Source organism: Blattabacterium sp. (Blaberus giganteus) (assembly GCF_000262715.1).
Lineage (GTDB): Bacteria > Bacteroidota > Bacteroidia > Flavobacteriales > Blattabacteriaceae > Blattabacterium.
Genome location: NC_017924.1, coordinates 284,591 through 304,463, shown reverse-complemented (window position 1 = coordinate 304,463; position 19,873 = coordinate 284,591). Strand labels below are relative to the sequence as shown.

Sequence of the window (19,873 nt, the reverse complement as noted above, 5' to 3'; positions counted from 1 at the left end):
ATGAATACATTGATTTCAAAAAAAGCGCCTAATTTTACGGCTAGTGCGGTATTAAATGGAAAAAATATTGTACCAAATTTTACTTTAGAACAATTTAAAGGAAGTAAATATGTTTTACTTTTTTTTTATCCTAAAGATTTTACTTTTGTTTGTCCTACAGAAATATATGCATTTCAAGAAAAAATTCAGGATTTTGAAATGAGAAATGTACAAATTATTGCTGTATCTACGGATACAGAACAATCTCATTGGGCTTGGTTACAGATACCAAAAGAAAAAGGGGGAATTCATGGGATCACTTATCCTATTGTTTCTGACATAAATAAGACCATATCTCATAATTATGGAGTATTATCTGGAAATTGGATTTGTAATAATGAAGGATTGAAAGCGACTGGAGAACTTATTGCTTATAGAGGATTATTTTTAATAGATAAAGAAGGAATCATAAGACATCTTTTAATTAATGATTTTCCTTTAGGTCGAAATGTACATGAAGCTATTCGTATGATAGATGCTCTTCAATATTATGAAAAAAGTGGAGAAGTATGTCCAGCAAATTGGAAAAAAGGAAAAAAAGCTATAAAAGCCAGTCATAGTGGGATTGAAGATTATTTTTCATCTTAATTAATTAAAGAGAATTGTATTCTACGGACAGAATGTTGAAAAAAAAAGTAGCATTTTATACCATGGGGTGTAAACTCAATTACGCAGAGACCTCTACTATAGCAAGAAAATTTTCTAACTTATATTATCAACATGTTTCTTTCAAGAGTTATGCAGATATTTATGTGATCAATAGTTGTTCTGTAACAAAAAATGCAGAAATGGAATTGAAGCATATTGTACGTTCTGCTATGAATAAAAATTCAGAAGCTATTATTGTAGCAATAGGATGTTATGCTCAACTGAATCCTAAAGAAGTGTCTTCTATTATTGGAGTAGATATCGTTCTAGGAAATGAAGAAAAATTTAAAATCATAGATTATCTTAATAGAGATAAAGAAAATAAATATTATGCAAATTTTCTTTCGAAAAGAACTTATTATTCATCGTTTTCCATTGGAGATAGAACTCGTTCTTTTTTAAAAATACAGGATGGATGTGATTATAAATGCAGTTATTGCATTATTCCTATGTTGAGAGGGGAGTCTCGTTCTGAGAGTATAGAAAATATATTGAAAAATATTAGATTTCTTTTTAATCAAGGAGTCAAAGAAATCGTGTTAACAGGTGTTAATATAGGAGACTATGGAAAAAATATATACGGAGAAAATCGACGGTTATACACATTTTTTGATTTAATACAAGCTATAGATCAAATACAAGAAAAAGGAAGAATCCGTTTATCCTCTATAGAGCCGAATTTACTTAAAAATGAATGTATTGAATTTTTGTCTAAAAGCAAACATTTTGTCCCACATTTTCATATCCCTTTACAGTCTGGAAGCAATGATATTTTGGGAAAAATGCATAGACGTTACATACGAGAACTTTATCAAGAAAAAGTAAAAAAAATTCGATGTTTAATGCCAGATGCTTATATCGGTTCAGATATTATTGTTGGGTATCCTGGAGAAACACATAAACATTTTTTGGAAACTTATCATTTTTTGAAAAAATTAGAAATTTCATCTTTACATATATTTACCTATTCTGCGAGACCAAATACAAAATCCAGTGCTATGCAGGAAAATGTATCTAAAAAAATACAATGGAAACGGAATAAAATTTTGAGAATCCTTTCAAACAAAAAATATCGTTTTTTTTGTAAAAAGCAAATTTTTACTAAAAAAACCGTCTTATTCGAAAAGAATAATCACAATAAAAAATATTTGTATGGATATACAGAAAATTATATTCGAATTAAGATGCCATTAAATTTATACAACTCTTATACTACATATGAAAATACATTACAAGATGTATTAATCACAAAAGTAGACAAAGATGGAATTATGATCGCCGAACCAATAAATTAAAAATTCAATTTTTTCGGTACGTTGATGAATTCTACATTAAAAATTTCTTGAAAAGATTTTTTTACCATACTTTTAACTTTTTGAAAAGAAATATCATTCTTTTTCAATTCTTTTTTTAAAGAAGTCACTTCTTGATTATAAATTCCACAAGGAATAATATAATTAAAATACTGTAAATCTGTATTTACATTTAAAGCAAATCCATGCATAGTAACCCATCTACTCATTCTGATTCCTATTGAACATATTTTTCTGGATTTTCCGTTTTTTACCCTAAACCAAACCCCTGTTTTTCCTTTTTTTCTTTCTCCCTTTATTGCATAATTTTTCCATAAAAAATGGATCATCACTTCTTCTAAAAGACGAAGGTATTTATGAATATCCATAAAAAAATAATCCATATTTAAAATAGGGTATCCGATCAACTGTCCAGGTCCATGGTAAGTGATATCACCCCCTCTATCTGTTTGATGAAAAGAAACATCGATTTTTTTTAAAAAATCTGACGAAACCAACAAATGTTTATCTTTTTTACCATTTTTACCTATAGTATATACATGAGGGTGCTCTACAAAGAGAAGATATCCTGCTTTTTTATCCGGTATATTATTGACTTTTTTTTGTATGATGTCATCAAATAATTTTTTCTGATATTTCCAAGTTTCTTGATATTCTTTTTTTCCTAGATCTTCAAAAAAAAGTATTTTTTTTTTCATAGTTTTTGAAAAATTTATATAATAAAAAAAACAAATGTACCTTCGTTTTGTTCAATTCATTCGTTTCATATAGTAGACATATACACAAATCAGTCTATGACCTATTTATCAGAACAACAGATTATCCGAAGAAAAAAACTAGATCAACTGAAAATGTTGGGAATAAACCCTTATCCAGCAGAAGAATATGTAGTAACTACTACCATTTATAATATACAAAAAAATTTCACGGAAAAAGAAACTATAAGTATAGCTGGACGGTTAATGCGTTTGCGAATTTTAGGAAAAGCCTCTTTTGGAGAGATTAAAGATCATACGGGTTGTATGCAAATATATTTGACTCATAATCATTTATTTTCGGATCAAATAAAAAAAGAAGATGCTTACAATATTTTTTTAAAAAAACTTATAGACACAGGAGATATTATTGGAATAAAAGGAATTTTATTTAAGACAAAAATGGATGAAATGACCATACATGTTCATCAATTGACTTTACTATCCAAATCTATACGACCCTTACCACAAGTAAAAATGGATAAAAATAAAAAAATATATGATGCTTTTTCTAATACGGAACAACGTTATCGTATGCGTTATGTTGATCTTATTGTCAATGATCATGTAAAAGAAATTTTTTTGAAACGAACTCGTATCATCCAAAAAATAAGAAATTTTTTGGATGATAAAGGATATCTAGAAGTAGATACTCCTATTTTACAATCTATCCCTGGAGGAGCTATAGCTCGTCCTTTTGAAACGTATCATAATACACTAGGAATTCCATTGTATTTACGTATAGCTAATGAACTTTATTTAAAAAGATTGATTATTGGTGGATTTCACGGTGTATATGAATTCTCTAGAAATTTTAGAAATGAGGGAATGGATCGTCTTCATAATCCAGAATTTACTGTATTAGAACTTTATGTCGCTTATAAAGATTATTACTGGATGATGAATTTTACAGAAAAGTTTATGAAATGTATCTGGAACGAATTTACAAAAAAAGAAAATAATCTTATTAGTTTTCAAACTCCTTTTCCTAGGATTTCCATATTGGATTCTATTAAAAAATATACCGGATTTGATCTTAAAGAAATGGGAAAAGAAGAGTTAAGAAAAGTTTGTAAAAAATTGCATATAGAAGAAAATATAAAAATGAGTAAAGCTAAACTGATTGAGAACATTTTTGAAGAAAAATGCGAAAAAAATTACATAAATCCTACTTTTATTATTGATTATCCTGTTGAAATGAGTCCTTTAACTAAAAGACATCGTGATAAAGAAAATTTATCAGAACGTTTTGAACTCATTATAAATGGACAAGAAATTGCTAATGCTTATTCAGAACTTAATGATCCTATCGATCAACTTGATCGTTTACGAGAACAGATGAAATTCTCTGAAAGAGAGAACATAAAAGACGAATCTCTATTTATAGATCAAGATTTTATACGTGCTTTAGAATTTGGTATGCCTCCTACTGCAGGTATTGGAATTGGAATAGATCGTTTAGTTATGTTACTTACTCAAAAAAAATCGATTCAAGAAGTTTTACTTTTTCCACAAATGCGTCCCGAAAAAATAGTGAAAAAATAAGTTACTTATCTACCAATCCTAATACTTTTAATCCATTTATTGTCGCAATTTTCACCAAATGATCTATATCATAATAATGACAAGCTTCCAACATAACTCGTAGCTCTATCCATAGATTTCCATCAGAAAAAGGTTTATATATGTCACAAATATTATCTGTTCCAAAAGCTACTATAATTCCTTCAGGAACCATTTCATCCACTGGAGTGATAGAATTATGGCTAGGAGTTAAACGTTCACTTCTGGTATGATCAATCCAAGCAATGGGACAAGATATTACCATTAAATCCGCTTTTTTCATTAATTGGTATATTTTATAACGATAATCTCTAGCATGTGCAGCTAAAGAAATACTATGTATCGCTACTACCTTTCCTTGCATTTCATATTCAATCGTTTTTTTTGCTAATTTTTCAGTTTCTTTTTCTCCGCTAGTATTAAATTGATCTACATGGACATGCACCATTTTTCCTTTTTTTTTAGCTGTTTGTAATAAGATATCTAAATGGTCATCTTCTTTTCCAAAATCTATTGCAGGTAATCCTCCAATAATGTCCACAAATTCTATTGATTTATCGAACCAATATTTTGATTTTTGATTCAATACGCCTTTAAGAACTTGATTTGCAAAACAAATATGAATAGAATTTCCATAATTATTTTTTAACTTTTTAGCGGCTTTCAAGGCTCTGTCTTCTATAATTTCATCTACATCGATAAAAGAACATAAAGCTTGTGTCCCTTGCATTAAAAAATATTCTAAAGCTTTTTCCATACGAATATAAATATCTTCTTCTGTAGCTAAACGTTTCATTTCATCAATCAGATACCATTTTTTTTGAAGGGGAGAATAAGAATATTTAAAATTTTTTTTTGTGAGAGTATAAGCTCTATCTAAATGAGCATGAGCATTCACCCATCCACCTTTTTGTTTTACTTTTTCTACAAAAATTTTTTTAGGATTCATTTTTCTATTCTATTTAAATATTAGAAATCCAAACAACTTTTTTAGTTATAAAAAATGGTTCTTCAAAATAATGATTTAAAGGATATTCTATGGCATGAGGAAATTTTTTTAATTCATCATAAAGATTTCCTCCTTTCAGGTAGAAAGTTCCATTTATAATTTTATAATTGGATTTATATTTAAATTTATCTTTTATCCAATTATGGATAATATCTATTTTATTTACAGCTCTAGTTACCACAAAATCAAATTTATTTTCTAATTTTTCTGCACGTATCCAAATAGGATACACATTTTTTAAATGAAGATTATCTATAATTTTTTCTATAATTTTAATTTTTTTTCTAATAGAATCTACTAATATAAATTTTGTATGAGGAAAAATTATAGATAAAGGAATTCCAGGGAATCCTCCTCCTGTTCCTAAATCCAAAACACATGATCCAGGATAAAAATAAAATACTTTAGCTATTCCTAAACAAAAAAGAACATGTTGTTGATAAAAATCATGAAATGTTTTTCTAGAGACTAGATTTACATATGCATTCCAATACATATATAAATTTTTTAAAGAAGACAATCTATAGATTTGTTGATCCAATAGATTTGGAAAATATTTTTCAATTAATTTCATATTTTAATTATTTGAATCACTAAACTTAGCTTAGTACCCAAATTTATTTAGATTTGTAATATCATTTCAAATAATTAATATATTTATGATATGAAAAATAGATTATCCCATCGTTTACAGAATATATCTTATTCACAAACCATAGCTATGTCATCGAAAGCCAGAGAATTAAAAAATAAAGGTTATGACATTATAAACTTAAGTTTGGGGGAACCAGATTTTCTTCCTCCTAATTTTGTTTTATCCTCTGCAAAAAAAGCTATAGATGAAGGATATCATTATTATACACCCGTATCTGGATACTTAGAACTTAAAAAAACAATATGCAAAAAATTCTATCGTGATAATCGTTTAAAATATTCACCTTCTCAAATTGTAGTTTCTACCGGAGCAAAACAAGCTATAATGAATGTTCTTTTATCTTTGTTGAATAAAGATGATGAAGTTATTATTCCTGCGCCTTATTGGGTTAGTTATTTACAAATGGTAAAGTTTTGTGAATCTTATCCAGTTATAATTCCAACAATAATGAAGAATGATTTTAAGATTCATCCAGAACAATTAGAAAAAGCGATTACATCTAAAACAAAATTATTTCTTTTCAGTACTCCTTGTAATCCTACAGGAAGCGTATATTCTTATAAAGAATTAAAAGATTTATCGGAAGTTTTAAAAAAACATCCCGAAATCATGATTATTTCTGATGAAATTTATGAACATATTTGTTACTCAGAAAAACATACTAGTATTGCTATATTTCCTGATATTTATCATCAAGTTATCACAGTTAATGGATTATCGAAGGCTTTTTCAATGACAGGTTGGAGAATTGGATATATTGGAGCTCCAAAATGGATTGCTCAATCTTGTGATAAAATACAAGGTCAAATGACGTCTTGTGCCAATTCTATTGCACAGATAGCTGCTATTACTGCATTAGAAGCTCATCCCAATAAAATAGAATATATGATCAAAGAATTTGAGAAAAGAAGAAATATAGTTTTGGATATGATCAAAGAAATTGATGGATTTCAATTTTATAAACCAAATGGAGCTTTTTATATTTTTCCAAAAGTTTCATATTTTTTTGGAAAAAAGTTACATGGAAAAATAATTCAAAATTCAGATGAATTTTCTGAATTTTTACTTGAAAAAACTAAAGTAGCTACCGTTAGTGGAAGTGCTTTTGGTGATCATCAATGTTTACGAATTTCTTACGCATCATCAGACGATAAAATCATAGAAGCTTTTACAAGAATTAAAAAGGGATTAAGTTAATTAATTAAATTATTGTAATTAATTTTGGGTGGACGACCGGATTCGAACCGGCGACCCTCAGAACCACAATCTGATGCTCTAAACCAACTGAGCTACGTCCACCAATATAATTATAAACAAAAACTTTCTATAATTTTTTTAGAATAAGCAAATAAATCACTATATATCCATTTTATAATGAATGTTTTTTCTTGAATAGGATATAAAAGATGAACATTGGCTCCTGCATCTAATGTAAAATAGATATTTTTCTTACTCTGTTTTCTAAAATCCCATACCGTATGAATCACGTTCAGAGTATTTGGTTTCATCCATAAAAAATAGGGACGAGAGGTCATGATCATGGCATGAAGAGTCAAAGCTTCATGTTCTATTAATTCTCCAAATTCTTGGAAATCTCCTATTTTTAATATAGATATAAGTTTATTCATATTTTTATTAGCACATTTTAATCTATCTCTAGCATAAGGATGATTATTCATTAATTGATGCCCTTTTGAACTCAATATTTTTTTAGGCTCATCATCTACAATTAAAATAGTATCTTCTATTTTTGTAAAAATGGAATGTACATCATATGGATATGGTATAGCATAAAGATTATTGCTTCTTTTTATAGATTGATGACATCCCCAAACAACAAGTCCAGGATAAATAGATCTGCAAGCACTTCCAGAGCCTAATCTGGCTAAAAAAGAAGCTTTTTTTAAAAAAAAATCTTCTTTTAAAGAAGAAACTAATTTTTTTTCTATTTCCATAATACATAATGCTAAAGAACTCATGGAAGAAGCAGAAGAAGCGATTCCACTACTGTGTGGAAAAGTATTATAGGTTTCTATAGTGAAATTATAATTTCGCAAATAGGAACAATATAGTGAAATTCTATGAAAAAATTCTAAAATTTTTGGAAGAAAACTAGTTTTTTCTTTTCCTGAAAAAAATATTCTTATAGGTAAATTACTTTTTTTTTTTTCTTTATAAATTAATCGAGTCACCGTGTATACTTCTCCTAAAGAATAACTAATAGATGAATTCAATGGTATTTGAATTTTATTATTCTGTTTTCCCCAGTATTTAATTAAAGCAATATTGGAATAACTTTTCCTCGTGACGACTCCATTAGGGGGTATATAATATTTTTTTTTCCTATAAAAAAAACAATTAGTTTTCATAATTCAATTACAAATCATTTTCATTTTTTTATATAATCTAACATTTTGTTATCGTCCAATTCTCCTTCAGAACGAGCTATGACACAACTAGCTAATCCGTTTCCTATCACATTTACGGTAGTCCTAGCCATATCCATTAATTCATCTATACCTATAATCGCTAAAATAGGCCAAGTTGGTAATCCAAAAGAAGCGACAGTGGCTAAAAGAATTACTAAAGATGCTCTAGGAACTCCAGCGACTCCTTTACTTGTTAAAATTAACGTAAGTCCTATAAATATTTGTTGACTAAAACTCAAAGGAATCCCAGATGCTTGTGCAACAAAAACAGTTGCTAAAGATAAATAAAGAGTTGTCCCATCTAAGTTAAAGCTATAACCTGTAGGAATCACAAAAGCTATAATTTTTCTGGGAACACCTAATTTTTCTAAATTTTCCATAAGTAAAGGTAAAGCTGATTCCGAACTTGTAGTCGCAAATGCAAGTGATACAGGTTCAGTTAATGCTTTGATAAAAGCTTTTAAAGGAACTTTAATCCATAAGAGAATAGGGAGCAAAACAACCATCAAAAAAATCAGTAAAGCAATATAAAGAGTCAACAATAACTGAAATAAATTATATAAAATATCCAAACCCATATGTCCTACTGTATAAGCAATGGCAGATCCAACTCCTATAGGAGCAAAATACATAATAATTTTAGTAAATTTAAACATGATTTCGGAAAGACTCTCTGCAAATAATAATATAGAACTTCGTTTTTTATCTTCTAAAAAAACCATGGATATGCCAAATATAACGGAAAATACCACTATCGGTAATACATCTCCATGATATATGGATTTTATAAAATTTTCAGGAAATACATGAATAATTGTGTCTTGCCAAGTTTTACTTTCTACTTTTGGTAATTGTTGTTCCGTGATTCCTGAAGGCATAACAATGCCAACTCCAGCTTGGGATACATTAATAGCAATAAGACCAATAAACAAAGCTAAAGTGGTCACCACTTCAAAATATAGTAGGGATTTCCATCCCATGCTCCCTAATTGTTTAATATTAGAATGACTTGCGATTCCAACTACCAAAGTTGAAAACAATATTGGAGCAATGATCGTTTTGATTAATCTCAAAAATATTTTTGATAAAAATCTTAGTTCTACAGCAATTTTTGGTATATCTAATCCTATTTCTATTCCTATGATAATGGATAATAATATCCAAGTAGTTAAGTCTTTTTTCATCAAAGAATACAATATGAAAATAGATATCACGAAACATCTTAATATGCAAAGAGTAAATTTATCCAATCCTAACAAGGATTTTGATAAATGAATAAATACATATGCCAAAACACTTAAAAAAGCAATTAATAAAACTTTTTCTTTTTTTATTTTCATTCCAATACTCATTTCAAAAAATTAACCAATATGGTAAGGTAACAGACCCGTAGGGACTCGAACCCCAACTAACAGAACCAAAATCTGCTGTGCTACCGTTACACAACGGGTCTATGAAAAATGTAAATATATACCATTTTTTTTCAAAAACATGATAATTATATCTAAATTTGGGCGACTTTACTTTTACTATAAAAACCTTTAAAGGTTTCATGTATAACATAAATTAATCAAATTATGTCCGTAAAAATTCGTTTAAAAAGAATTGGAAAAAAACATAAACCTATTTATCATATAGTTGTAGCGGATTCTCGTGCTCCACGAGATGGAAAATTTATTGAAAAATTAGGAACTTATAATCCTCACACGGATCCTCCTTCAACTGTATTAAAAATGAAAAATGCTGTATCCTGGTTAATGAAAGGAGCACAACCAACCAATACGGTAAAATCCATTTTTTCTAAAACCGGTGTATTATTTAAAAAACATTTATTACAAGGAGTCAAAAAAGGCGTATTAACTAATGAAGAATTCCAAAAAAAGTTTCATACATGGTACAAAAAATATAAAATTTAATATAATAAGTTAAATAACATGGAAATGATTTTAAACATTTAATTTGGGCTAAATATAAGTTTCTTTTCCGCAAAAAAAAATTTTATACTTTAGATTATGATTTCTTTCCTTAGGACGATTAATTAATGTAAAAACTAAAGTCCCTGCATGTCCGATTTTAAAATTTTTTTATCATAGCTGTAAAAATATAACTTTTATTATTACTTGTGAAAAATTTTGAATCAAAATTTTACAATCGGTTTTATTAAATTTAAATAATGGATAATCAGAAAAAAAGTACCTAAAACAATTCTGTAGTATCCGAAAAATTTAAAATTTTTTAAATATTTTGTGAAACATTTGATAGCTATCATTCCAGTGACAAAAGATACTATATTTCCTAATAACAATAATTCTATATCTTTAAATGTGAAAGAATTTAATTGAAAATAGTAGTCAAATAATTTTTTACACGTAGCAATTCCGATAACAGGGACAGATAAAAAAAAAGAAAATTCAATAGCTTTTATTCTATTCACATTTTGGAGCATGCAAGCGACAATAATAGCGGCACTTCTAGATACTCCTGGAATTAAAGCCAAACATTGAAATAATCCAATAATAAAAGCTTTAAAATAAGTAATACTATTTTTTTTTCTATTACAAAAATTTTTTTCATAAAAAATTTCTACTTTCAAAATTACCCATCCTCCTATTAAAAGAGATAAAGCCACTATGAGTGGTTTGTCTAAAAAAAAATTTATGATTTTGTTCAATAAAAAACCAAAAATACCAACAGGAAAACTAGCTATAAAAATTTTTAGATAAAAATTCAATTTTTTCATAAAAAATTTGTTTCTATACAAAAAAACTACAGATAAAACGGCTCCAAATTGAACAGAAACAAGAAATAAATTCGTTATTTTATTTTTTAGTATTCCCATTATGGAAGCCGCAAGGATCATATGACCTGTAGAAGAAATAGGAAAAAATTCTGTAATTCCTTCAATAATCCCTAATAGGATTGATTGAATATAATTCATAACGATATGATCGATTTAATTAACTAAACATTAATTTTTGCATGTATCGCATTTTTTTCTATAAAATTTCTTCGTGGTGGAACTTCATCTCCCATAAGAATGGAGAAGATTTTGTCTGCTTCCGAATAATCGTCTATATTCACTTTACGTAAAGTTCTTTTTTTTGGATTCATAGTTGTTTCCCAAAGTTGTTCTGCATTCATTTCTCCTAATCCTTTGTATCGTTGTATATTGACATATTTTCTTCCTCCTAATTTATGGATAATATTTTCTCTTGCTTGATCATTCCAAGCATATTGATAATGATTTCCTTTTCGAATTAAATAAAGTGGAGGTGTAGCAATATAAATATGTCCTTTTTCTATTAATGGTTTCATATAACGAAAGAACAATGTTAAAATTAAAGTAGAAATATGACTTCCATCTATATCCGCATCTGTCATAATAATAATTTTATTATACCTTAGTTTTTTTATATTTAATATTTTTTGATCTTCTTCTGTTCCCATAGAAACCCCTAAAGAAGTAAATATATTTCTTATTTCCTCATTTTCAAATATTTTATATTGCATCGCTTTTTCTACATTTAGTATTTTACCTCGTAAAGGCAAAATAGCTTGAAAATTTCTATCTCTACCTTGTTTAGCCGTCCCTCCGGCAGAATCTCCTTCTACTAAATAAATTTCACAGTTTTCTGGATTATTGAAAGAACAATCTGCTAATTTTCCAGGTAAAATACTACTTATAGAAGTTTTTTTTTGTATTAATTCTCGAGCCTTTTTAGCGGCTTGACGCGCTTTAGCTGCTAATATAATTTTATCAATAATTTTTTTTCTATCCCCAGGGTGTTCTTCTAAATAACTATACAACATCTCTCCTACAATTTTGTCCACAATTCCTCCTACTTCGTGATTACTTAATTTTGTTTTAGTTTGTCCTTCAAATTGAGGATCCATTACTCTAACAGATATAATAGCTGTAACTCCTTCTCTAAAATCGTCTCCAGTTAATTCTATTTTATTAGATAAAATACTACCATATCCATCTGCATATTTTTTTAACGTTCTTGTTAATGCTCTTCGGAATCCAGAAATATGAGTTCCTCCTTCATAAGTATTGATGTTGTTAACATAAGAATAAATTTTTTCTTTAAAAGAAGTATTATATTGCATTGCAACTTCTAAAAAAGTATTATCTTTCTCTCCTTCAATAAAGATTATATCTTTAGTTAAAGATTCCTGATTTTTATTTAAAATTGTAAGATATTCTTTTAATCCATTTTTAGAAAAGAAATGTTCTTTCATATCTTCTCTCTCGTCTTTAAAAAATAAGGACAGACCTTTATTTAAAAAAGATAATTCTTTTAATCTATGAGATAAAATTTCATAATTATATATAATGGAATTAAAAATAGAATGATCAGCAAGATAATAAATTTTTGTTCCTTGCATATTCGTTTTTCCTAAACATTTTACAGAATAAAGGGGTTTTCCCTTAAAATATTCTTGTTGATAAATTTTTCCGTTACGATAAATTGTCACTATAAGTTTTTTAGATAAAGCATTGACACAAGAAATTCCTACACCGTGTAATCCTCCAGAAACTTTATAAGAATTTTTATCAAATTTTCCTCCTGCACCAATTTTAGTCATAACTACTTCTAGTGCCGATTTTCCTTCTTTTTTGTGAATATCTATTGGAATTCCACGACCATTATCAAGTACAGTGATAAATCCATTTTTATGAATTGTAACCCATATTTTATTACAAAAACCTGCTAAAGCTTCATCTACAGAATTATCTATTACTTCATTAACTAAATGATGCAATCCTCTAATTCCTATATCTCCAATATACATAGAGGGTCTGAGTCTAATATGTTCGATCCCTTCTAGGGATTGAATACTATCTGCTGTATAATTATGTTTTTTATTTTTATTCATAATACATTAATTTTATTATAAATTTTTCTTATTTACATAAAATTTATTTATATAGAATTCATAAAATAAATTATTCCATGAAAATCTGGGAAAAAAAAACGAATTTTAGTTTTGATAAAGAAATAGGAAGTTTCACTTCAAGCAGAGATTCAAAAATAGATTTACTTTTAGCTCCACATGATGTTATAGGGACCATTGCTCATGTTATTATGTTGAAAAGCGTAGGATTATTAAACCAAAAAGATTTAAAAATTTTAATTCAAGAATTGCGTAACATTTATGTTCACGAAATTTTAAATAATAATTTCAAGATAGATGAAGGAATAGAAGATATTCATTCTCAGATAGAATTTATGTTAACTCATCGTTTAGGAAACGTAGGACAAAAAATACATAGTGGTAGATCTAGAAATGATCAAATTTTGGTTGATTTGAAACTTTTTATTCGAGCAGAAATAAAAGAAATTGTATATATGACTTATTCTTTTTTTGATTTATTATTAAAACTAAGTGAACAACATAAAAACATATTGATGCCTGGTTATACTCATTATCAAATAGCAATGCCTTCTTCTTTTGGTCTTTGGTTTGCCGCATATGCAGAAAGTTTAATAGATGATTTACTATTAATGCGCACTGCATATCGTATTGTGAACAAAAACCCTTTAGGTTCAGCTGCAGGTTATGGATCTTCTTTTCCTTTAAATAGAAAAATGACAACTGATTTATTGGGCTTCGAAGACTTAAATTATAATGTGGTGTATGCTCAAATGGGACGTGGAAAAATGGAAAGAATCGTTTCAGAATCTATTGCTTCTTTAGCAAGAACTTTAAGTAAAATGGCACAAGACATTTGCTTATATTTAAGTCAGAATTTCAATTTCATTAGCTTTCCTGATCACCTTACTACCGGGTCTAGCATTATGCCTCATAAGAAAAATCCAGATGTTTTTGAGCTCATACGAGCTAAATGTAATAGAATGACTTCGTTACCCAACGAAATTTCTTTGATTTCTTCTAATTTATGTTCTGGATATCATAGAGATTTTCAGCTTATTAAAGAAAGATTTATTCCTATTTTTGAAGAAACGAAAAAATGTTTTTCCATGTTTCAATATATGTTGAATCATATCATAGTAAAAAAGGATATTATTCAGGATGATAAATATAAATACTTGTTTAGTGTAGAAGTTGTAAACAAACTAGTTATTGAAAAAGGATATTCTTTTAGAGAAGCTTATAAAAAAGTAGGTTTAGATATACAAAATGGATATTTTAAACCCTTTACTCAGGGTTGTTATTCTCACGAAGGAAGTATAGGTAATTTGTGTAACACACAAATTAGAAATTTAATGCAAAATGTAATAAATAAATTTTACTTTCATAAAACTAACCAAGTTATAAAACGTTTAATTTATAGCGAAATTTATTTTGACGAATCCTCGTAAGGATCCAATTTTTGTTTGAATTGCATAGATTTTTTATACAACCAATCTTTTATTTTTTTATGATGTCCAGACACAAGTATTTTTGGAACAGACCATCCTTTATAAATCACTGGACGAGTATAAATGGGAGGAGCGATAAAGGATTCTTTTTGAAAAGAGTCTGTAAAAATGGAATCTTGATTTTGTATGACTCCAGGCAACAATCTAACTACAGATTCTACAACAACAGCAGCAGCTAGTTCTCCTCCAGATAAAATGTAATTTCCAATAGATATTTCTTTGGATATTAGGTGATCTCTAATTCTTTGATCAATTCCTTTATAACGTCCACAAAGAATGATAATATTTTTTTTATTAGTTAAATCTTGAGCATATTTTTGTGAAAATAACTTTCCATCAGGGGTCATAAAAATTTTTTCATCATAATCTCTTTCGGATAAAAGCTTCGAAAAACATTGATATACAGGTTCTATTCTAATTACCATCCCTGATCCCCCTCCATAAGGATAATCATCCACATTTTTTCGTTTTCCTAAACCATATTTACGTAAATCATGAACATGAATATCAATTAACCCTTTCTTCAAAGCTCTTTTAATAACAGAATTTGAAAAAGGGCTATGAAAAATTTCAGGCATTATACTTACAATATCTATCCGCAACGTATTATTTTTTATTTATCAATATACACTTTGACTAATAATCTAATAATGAAACTAATGAAAAAATTCTACCTTTGTGAATAATCTATTTCAAATGAATTATATCGTATCTATAATAGGACGTCCCAATGTAGGGAAATCAACTTTGTTTAATCGTCTTGTAGGAAGAAGAAAAGCGATTGTTCATGTAACAAGTGGAATAACAAGAGATCGTATTTATGGAAATTCAGAATGGAATGGAATCAAATTTTCTGTGGTAGACACTGGTGGTTTTTATATTTCAAAAAATGATGTACTTGAAAAAGAAATTAAAAATCAAATTTTCATAGCTATCAAAGAATCTGATGTTATTTTATTTTTAGTAGATATAAAAATAGGAATATTAGATGCAGATAGAGAAATTGCGAAAATATTAAGAAAATGTCAAAAAATAATTTTATTAGTTGTGAATAAAGTAGATAACGTAAAATCTATATATTCTGACACAGATTTTTTTTATTTAGGATTTGAAAAATATTACTATATATCAGCTATAAATGGAAGTGGTACGGGAGAATTACTAGATAAATTAATAGAAATATTCAAAAAGGAAAAATTTTTAAAAGAAAAAGAAGAAATATTGAAAAACGAATTTATTCCTCGTTTTTCAATAATAGGACGTCCCAATGTAGGAAAATCAACTTTAATTAATTCTTTTCTAAATAAAAACCATCATATTGTGACAAGTATTTCGGGAACAACCAGAGATAGTTTAGATGTATTATACAAAAAATGTGAATATGAGTGTATTTTAGTAGATACCCCTGGAGTTAGAAAAAAATCAAAAATAAAAGATAACATTGAATTTTATTCTACTATGAGAACTTTTAAAACAATAGAATATGCGGATGTTTGTCTTTTAATGGTAGATGCATATTGTGGATGGGAGAGACAAGATATGAATATTTTTAAATTAGTGGAAAAAAATCATAAAGGAATCATAATTCTTATTAATAAATGGGATTTATTTCACAAAAATAATTATTATACACAAAAAGATTACGAATTTTTTATAAGAAAAAAAATTTATCCATTTTATAATGTTCCCATTCTTTTTATATCCGCTAAAAATAAAGATGGAATACACAATATCCTTCCCATGGCTTATCAGGTTTTAAAATACCGTAAAAACAGATTAAAAACGAATATTTTAAATAAAATTATGTTACCAATTCTGAAAAAAAATCCTCCTACTACTAATAAAAAAAATAAATATATAACTATAAAATATTGTACTCAGTTACCTTCATGCACGCCAAAATTTATTTTTTTTTCTAATTTTCCTCAATACATAAAAGAATCTTATAAAAGATTTGTTGAAAATAAAATTCGTTATTACTTTGATTTTATAGGAGTTCCCATACAAATTTTTTTTAGAAAAAAATAACTTTTTTAGAATTTATTATCTGCTTACTGATAATATCATGATAACACACTTAAGAGGAAAGTTAATAGAAAAAAATCAATCTGATTTAATTATAGATTGTCATGGAGTAGGATATCATATTCATATATCCTCATATACTTATTGTTCTTTGTTAGAAAAAGAAGGAAAAAATATTTTCATATACACTTATTTATTTATAAAAGAAAATCAACATGTTTTATATGGTTTTTTTGACAAAAAAGAAAGACAAATATTTTCTTATTTGATATCCGTTAATGGAATAGGGCCAAGTTCTGCTATTATGTTATTATCTTCTCTCACTCCATATGAAATAGAAGAATCTATATCTAAAGAAGATATAAAAGTGTTTAACAAAGTTAAAGGAATTGGGACCAAAACAGCTAAAAGAATTATTATTGAACTAAAAGATAAAATTATTAAAGAAATAATTTATAAAAAAGAAAAAAACGTAAAACTATTGGAAAATACACCTTATAATATAAAAAAAGAAGCTTTAAGTGCTTTGAGTGTGCTTGGATTTTCTCCTAAAGAATCTAAAAAAGTTTTAGATGATATTTTGAATGAAAATCCAGAATTTTCTGTAGAAAATCTCATTAAAGAATCTTTAAAAAAATTGTAAAATCATAAAAATTATTCACCATTTAAAATATAAAAAAAACAAACCTTAATAATATACTTTTGTCTTTTTTTTTTTTTTGTGAATTCAATAATACCTCAATACCTCTTATTATGAAATTTTTTTACCTCTCAATTATAGTGGTTATTTTTTTCTTATCTATATTTGATCTGATTGTTGGTTTAATTAATGATGCCGTTAATTTTCTAAATTCTGCTATTGGATCTCAAGTTGCTTCTCGTAGAATTATTATGATTTTTTCTAGTTTAGGTATTTTACTAGGAGCTTTTTTGTCTAGTGGAATGATGGAAGTGGCAAGAAAAGGAGTTTTTGATCCTTCTTATTTTTATTTTTCAGACATTATTTTTATTTTCTTAGCGGTCATGATATCCGATATTATTTTATTGGATATTTTTAACACTTTAGGATTACCTACTTCGACTACAGTCTCTATGGTTTTTTGTTTATTAGGCGCCGCTTTCAGTATTGCCATGATAAAAATGACTTCTCCATTTAATAACGAACCTTTTCATCATTTAACTCTATACATTAAAGCGGAAAAAACATTTACTATTAGTATAGGTATTTTTTTATCGATTCTCATTTCTTTTACTTCCGGTGCTTTTATTCACTATTTCATTCGTTTTTTATTCAGTTTCGAATATGAAAGTAGATTAAAACATGTAGGAGTGATATGGACGGCCATTTCATTGAGCAGTATGACTTATTTTCTTGTTATAAAAGGATTTCATAGTACTTTTCAAGGTTCAATTGATGAAAACTTAACAGGATTTTACTTATTTATTCAACATTTCATAAAATGGATTCACCATAATTTTTTTATTTTTTTTCTTATATTATTTTCAACATGGACAATTATAGCAAAGATATTTGTTTCTTTAGGATATAACATATTAAAATTTGTTGTATTATATGGGACTTTTTCTTTAGCTATGGCTTTTGCAGGAAATGATTTAGTAAATTTTATCGGAATTCCTATAGCGAGTATACAATCTTATAATATATGGAAAGAATCAGGGAGTCCTCCTGCTGAAAAATTCAATATGAAAAGTTTATCTGGAAATGTACAGGTTCCGTCTTCCGTTTTAATTTTTGCAGGAATGATTATGATATTCACTCTTTGGTTTTCCAAAAAAACAAAAAACATCACGAGTACAGAAATTAATTTAAGTAGACAAAATGAAGGACCAGAAAAATTTTTATCCAATTCTTTTTCTAGAGGAATTGTTCGGTTTTTTTTATATTCAGGAAATCATTTCTTTAAATTGTTTCCTAAAAGACTTCTGGTTAAAATAGAAAAAAATTTTAAGCAAAAAAAAATACAAAAAGAAGAAAACATAGCTTTTGATCTAGTTAGAGCTTCTGCAAATTTAACGATATCCAGTATATTGATATCTATAGCTACAGTTCAAAAACTGCCATTATCTACCACTTTTGTCACTTTTATGGTATCTATGGGTACTTCTCTTTCAGATAGAGCATGGGACAGAGAAAGCGCTGTTTATAGAGTTTCAGGTGTTTTAAAAGTCATAAGAGGATGGTTTTTAACAGGATTAATCGCCTTTACTATGGCAGGAATCACGGCTTCTTTTTTATACTTTTTTAAAGCATGGGCTCTATCCTTTCTTATTTTTTTGATTTTATTTGTTTTTTACAGAAGTTATAAAACTTATCATCAAATGCAAGATCAAAAAATAGAAGAAAAACCGTTTTTTGGAATAGGGAATTTAACTTTAGAAAACTCCTTAAACAAAACTTTCGATATTCTAAACCCGATACTTGAATATATTGAAACTATTTACAAAAATAGTATAGAAGGAATTATTCAAGAAAATTTAAAAATTCTTCAAGACAGTAGAAATAATTTTTTTAAAGTAAAAAAAATTTTTACAAGTATACATAACTCTTTAATCAAAGTGATTAGAAAAACGAAGAATCGAGAACCAATAGCTGGAATTCTTTATCTACATATATACAATAAAACTAAAGAAATCATTGATTCTTCAGATATCATTACGAACCATACATTGTTTCATGTCATAAATAGCCATAAACCTTTAAAATATCAACAAAAGAAAAATTTATTAACACTTGAACATCTTATGATTGAACATTTTAACGTTATAAAAAGAATAACAAAAGATAAAAATTGTAAAACAATTCAATTTCCTTGTATAATACAGAATCAAATTATAAAAAAAATTGAGGAACAAATGAATCAACAGGTGATGGGAATCATACATAAAAAATATGGAACAAAAAATACATTTTTAATGTTAGATATTCTTTTACAATCGAAAAAAATCACGGAAAGTATAGAAGATCTTATTCTATTGTATCACAATGCATTTTTTCATAAAAAAAAGATGCATACTTTTTAGCAATCT

The 19,873-nt window shown here is 27.2% G+C and carries 17 protein-coding genes and 2 tRNA genes; 9 read left to right on the top strand and 10 right to left on the bottom strand.

What is annotated here, in order from left to right:
- Together BGIGA_RS01435 and mtaB are read left to right on the top strand one after the other, a co-directional pair.
- A complete protein-coding gene (locus BGIGA_RS01435) occupies positions 1–627 on the top strand; it encodes a peroxiredoxin (protein ID WP_014726603.1) in 627 nt (208 codons plus the stop codon).
- Between the two features lie 32 nt (positions 628–659).
- Entirely contained in the window at positions 660–1,982 is a 1,323-nt protein-coding gene (gene mtaB, locus BGIGA_RS01430; protein WP_014726602.1) for a tRNA (N(6)-L-threonylcarbamoyladenosine(37)-C(2))-methylthiotransferase MtaB, read from the top strand.
- On the opposite strand, the gene lipB is transcribed toward mtaB, so the two are convergent.
- Complete coding sequence (gene lipB / locus BGIGA_RS01425; RefSeq protein WP_014726601.1) at positions 1,979–2,698, bottom strand: lipoyl(octanoyl) transferase LipB; 720 nt, start codon at positions 2,696–2,698, stop codon at positions 1,979–1,981. The genes mtaB and lipB overlap by 4 nt on opposite strands.
- Before the next feature lie 96 nt (positions 2,699–2,794).
- Here lipB and lysS point away from each other — a divergent pair, with 96 nt between their 5' ends.
- Positions 2,795–4,300, top strand: coding sequence for a lysine--tRNA ligase (lysS, locus tag BGIGA_RS01420; protein WP_014726600.1), 1,506 nt, complete (start codon positions 2,795–2,797; stop codon positions 4,298–4,300).
- Position 4,301: 1 nt separating this feature from the next.
- Here lysS and BGIGA_RS01415 read toward each other — a convergent pair whose 3' ends face one another.
- Positions 4,302–5,267 (bottom strand): amidohydrolase family protein, encoded by a 966-nt coding sequence (locus BGIGA_RS01415; RefSeq protein WP_014726599.1) that lies wholly within the window; start codon positions 5,265–5,267, stop codon positions 4,302–4,304.
- Between the two features lie 13 nt (positions 5,268–5,280).
- Positions 5,281–5,901, bottom strand: coding sequence for a 16S rRNA (guanine(527)-N(7))-methyltransferase RsmG (rsmG, locus tag BGIGA_RS01410; protein ID WP_014726598.1), 621 nt, complete (start codon positions 5,899–5,901; stop codon positions 5,281–5,283).
- A gap of 90 nt (positions 5,902–5,991) precedes the next feature.
- Here rsmG and BGIGA_RS01405 point away from each other — a divergent pair, with 90 nt between their 5' ends.
- Positions 5,992–7,179, top strand: a complete 1,188-nt coding sequence (locus tag BGIGA_RS01405; protein ID WP_014726597.1) for a pyridoxal phosphate-dependent aminotransferase — start codon at positions 5,992–5,994, stop codon at positions 7,177–7,179.
- A gap of 27 nt (positions 7,180–7,206) precedes the next feature.
- On the opposite strand, the gene BGIGA_RS01400 is transcribed toward BGIGA_RS01405, so the two are convergent.
- From BGIGA_RS01400 to BGIGA_RS01385, 4 genes are all read right to left on the bottom strand, one after another.
- A tRNA-His gene (locus BGIGA_RS01400) sits at positions 7,207–7,281 on the bottom strand.
- Positions 7,282–7,289: 8 nt separating this feature from the next.
- Positions 7,290–8,351 carry a diphosphomevalonate/mevalonate 3,5-bisphosphate decarboxylase family protein gene (locus BGIGA_RS01395; protein WP_014726596.1) on the bottom strand — a complete coding sequence of 354 codons (1,062 nt, stop codon included), beginning with the start codon at positions 8,349–8,351 and terminating at the stop codon, positions 7,290–7,292.
- 20 nt (positions 8,352–8,371) lie between these two features.
- Positions 8,372–9,763 (bottom strand): dicarboxylate/amino acid:cation symporter, encoded by a 1,392-nt coding sequence (locus BGIGA_RS01390; RefSeq protein WP_014726595.1) that lies wholly within the window; start codon positions 9,761–9,763, stop codon positions 8,372–8,374.
- A 30-nt stretch (positions 9,764–9,793) separates the two neighbouring features.
- Positions 9,794–9,864, bottom strand: a tRNA-Gln gene (locus BGIGA_RS01385).
- Positions 9,865–9,988: 124 nt separating this feature from the next.
- Between BGIGA_RS01385 and rpsP the strand changes: the two genes are divergently transcribed.
- On the top strand, positions 9,989–10,327 hold the full coding sequence (rpsP, locus tag BGIGA_RS01380) for a 30S ribosomal protein S16 (RefSeq protein ID WP_014726594.1): 339 nt from the start codon (positions 9,989–9,991) through the stop codon (positions 10,325–10,327).
- Between the two features lie 221 nt (positions 10,328–10,548).
- On the opposite strand, the gene BGIGA_RS01375 is transcribed toward rpsP, so the two are convergent.
- Entirely contained in the window at positions 10,549–11,349 is an 801-nt protein-coding gene (locus BGIGA_RS01375; protein ID WP_014726593.1) for an undecaprenyl-diphosphate phosphatase, read from the bottom strand.
- A 23-nt stretch (positions 11,350–11,372) separates the two neighbouring features.
- On the bottom strand, positions 11,373–13,292 hold the full coding sequence (gene gyrB, locus BGIGA_RS01370; protein WP_014726592.1) for a DNA topoisomerase (ATP-hydrolyzing) subunit B: 1,920 nt from the start codon (positions 13,290–13,292) through the stop codon (positions 11,373–11,375).
- Between the two features lie 77 nt (positions 13,293–13,369).
- Here gyrB and argH point away from each other — a divergent pair, with 77 nt between their 5' ends.
- On the top strand, positions 13,370–14,740 hold the full coding sequence (gene argH, locus BGIGA_RS01365; protein ID WP_014726591.1) for an argininosuccinate lyase: 1,371 nt from the start codon (positions 13,370–13,372) through the stop codon (positions 14,738–14,740).
- On the opposite strand, the gene trmD is transcribed toward argH, so the two are convergent.
- Entirely contained in the window at positions 14,719–15,402 is a 684-nt protein-coding gene (gene trmD, locus BGIGA_RS01360) for a tRNA (guanosine(37)-N1)-methyltransferase TrmD (RefSeq protein WP_014726590.1), read from the bottom strand. The genes argH and trmD overlap by 22 nt on opposite strands.
- A 94-nt stretch (positions 15,403–15,496) precedes the next feature.
- On the opposite strand from trmD, the gene der reads away from it, so the two are divergent.
- From der to BGIGA_RS01345, 3 genes are all read left to right on the top strand, one after another.
- Positions 15,497–16,828 carry a ribosome biogenesis GTPase Der gene (gene der / locus BGIGA_RS01355; protein WP_014726589.1) on the top strand — a complete coding sequence of 444 codons (1,332 nt, stop codon included), beginning with the start codon at positions 15,497–15,499 and terminating at the stop codon, positions 16,826–16,828.
- Positions 16,829–16,865: 37 nt separating this feature from the next.
- Entirely contained in the window at positions 16,866–17,468 is a 603-nt protein-coding gene (ruvA, locus tag BGIGA_RS01350) for a Holliday junction branch migration protein RuvA (protein ID WP_014726588.1), read from the top strand.
- Positions 17,469–17,578: 110 nt separating this feature from the next.
- The gene (locus tag BGIGA_RS01345) at positions 17,579–19,867 is read left to right on the top strand and encodes an inorganic phosphate transporter (protein ID WP_014726587.1); all 2,289 of its coding nucleotides are present in this window, start codon (positions 17,579–17,581) and stop codon (positions 19,865–19,867) included.
- Positions 19,868–19,873: the final 6 nt, after the last annotated feature.

What these genes read in the sequence shown, in the direction of transcription:
- BGIGA_RS01435 (WP_014726603.1), top strand. Translation starts at nt 1, where the DNA reads ATGAATACATTGATTTCAAAAAAAGCGCCTAATTTTACGGCTAGTGCG.
- mtaB (WP_014726602.1), top strand. Translation starts at nt 660, where the DNA reads ATGTTGAAAAAAAAAGTAGCATTTTATACCATGGGGTGTAAACTCAAT.
- lipB (WP_014726601.1), bottom strand. Translation starts at nt 2,698, where the DNA reads ATGAAAAAAAAAATACTTTTTTTTGAAGATCTAGGAAAAAAAGAATAT.
- lysS (WP_014726600.1), top strand. Translation starts at nt 2,795, where the DNA reads ATGACCTATTTATCAGAACAACAGATTATCCGAAGAAAAAAACTAGAT.
- BGIGA_RS01415 (WP_014726599.1), bottom strand. Translation starts at nt 5,267, where the DNA reads ATGAATCCTAAAAAAATTTTTGTAGAAAAAGTAAAACAAAAAGGTGGA.
- rsmG (WP_014726598.1), bottom strand. Translation starts at nt 5,901, where the DNA reads ATGAAATTAATTGAAAAATATTTTCCAAATCTATTGGATCAACAAATC.
- BGIGA_RS01405 (WP_014726597.1), top strand. Translation starts at nt 5,992, where the DNA reads ATGAAAAATAGATTATCCCATCGTTTACAGAATATATCTTATTCACAA.
- BGIGA_RS01395 (WP_014726596.1), bottom strand. Translation starts at nt 8,351, where the DNA reads ATGAAAACTAATTGTTTTTTTTATAGGAAAAAAAAATATTATATACCC.
- BGIGA_RS01390 (WP_014726595.1), bottom strand. Translation starts at nt 9,763, where the DNA reads ATGAGTATTGGAATGAAAATAAAAAAAGAAAAAGTTTTATTAATTGCT.
- rpsP (WP_014726594.1), top strand. Translation starts at nt 9,989, where the DNA reads ATGTCCGTAAAAATTCGTTTAAAAAGAATTGGAAAAAAACATAAACCT.
- BGIGA_RS01375 (WP_014726593.1), bottom strand. Translation starts at nt 11,349, where the DNA reads ATGAATTATATTCAATCAATCCTATTAGGGATTATTGAAGGAATTACA.
- gyrB (WP_014726592.1), bottom strand. Translation starts at nt 13,292, where the DNA reads ATGAATAAAAATAAAAAACATAATTATACAGCAGATAGTATTCAATCC.
- argH (WP_014726591.1), top strand. Translation starts at nt 13,370, where the DNA reads ATGAAAATCTGGGAAAAAAAAACGAATTTTAGTTTTGATAAAGAAATA.
- der (WP_014726589.1), top strand. Translation starts at nt 15,497, where the DNA reads ATGAATTATATCGTATCTATAATAGGACGTCCCAATGTAGGGAAATCA.
- ruvA (WP_014726588.1), top strand. Translation starts at nt 16,866, where the DNA reads ATGATAACACACTTAAGAGGAAAGTTAATAGAAAAAAATCAATCTGAT.
- BGIGA_RS01345 (WP_014726587.1), top strand. Translation starts at nt 17,579, where the DNA reads ATGAAATTTTTTTACCTCTCAATTATAGTGGTTATTTTTTTCTTATCT.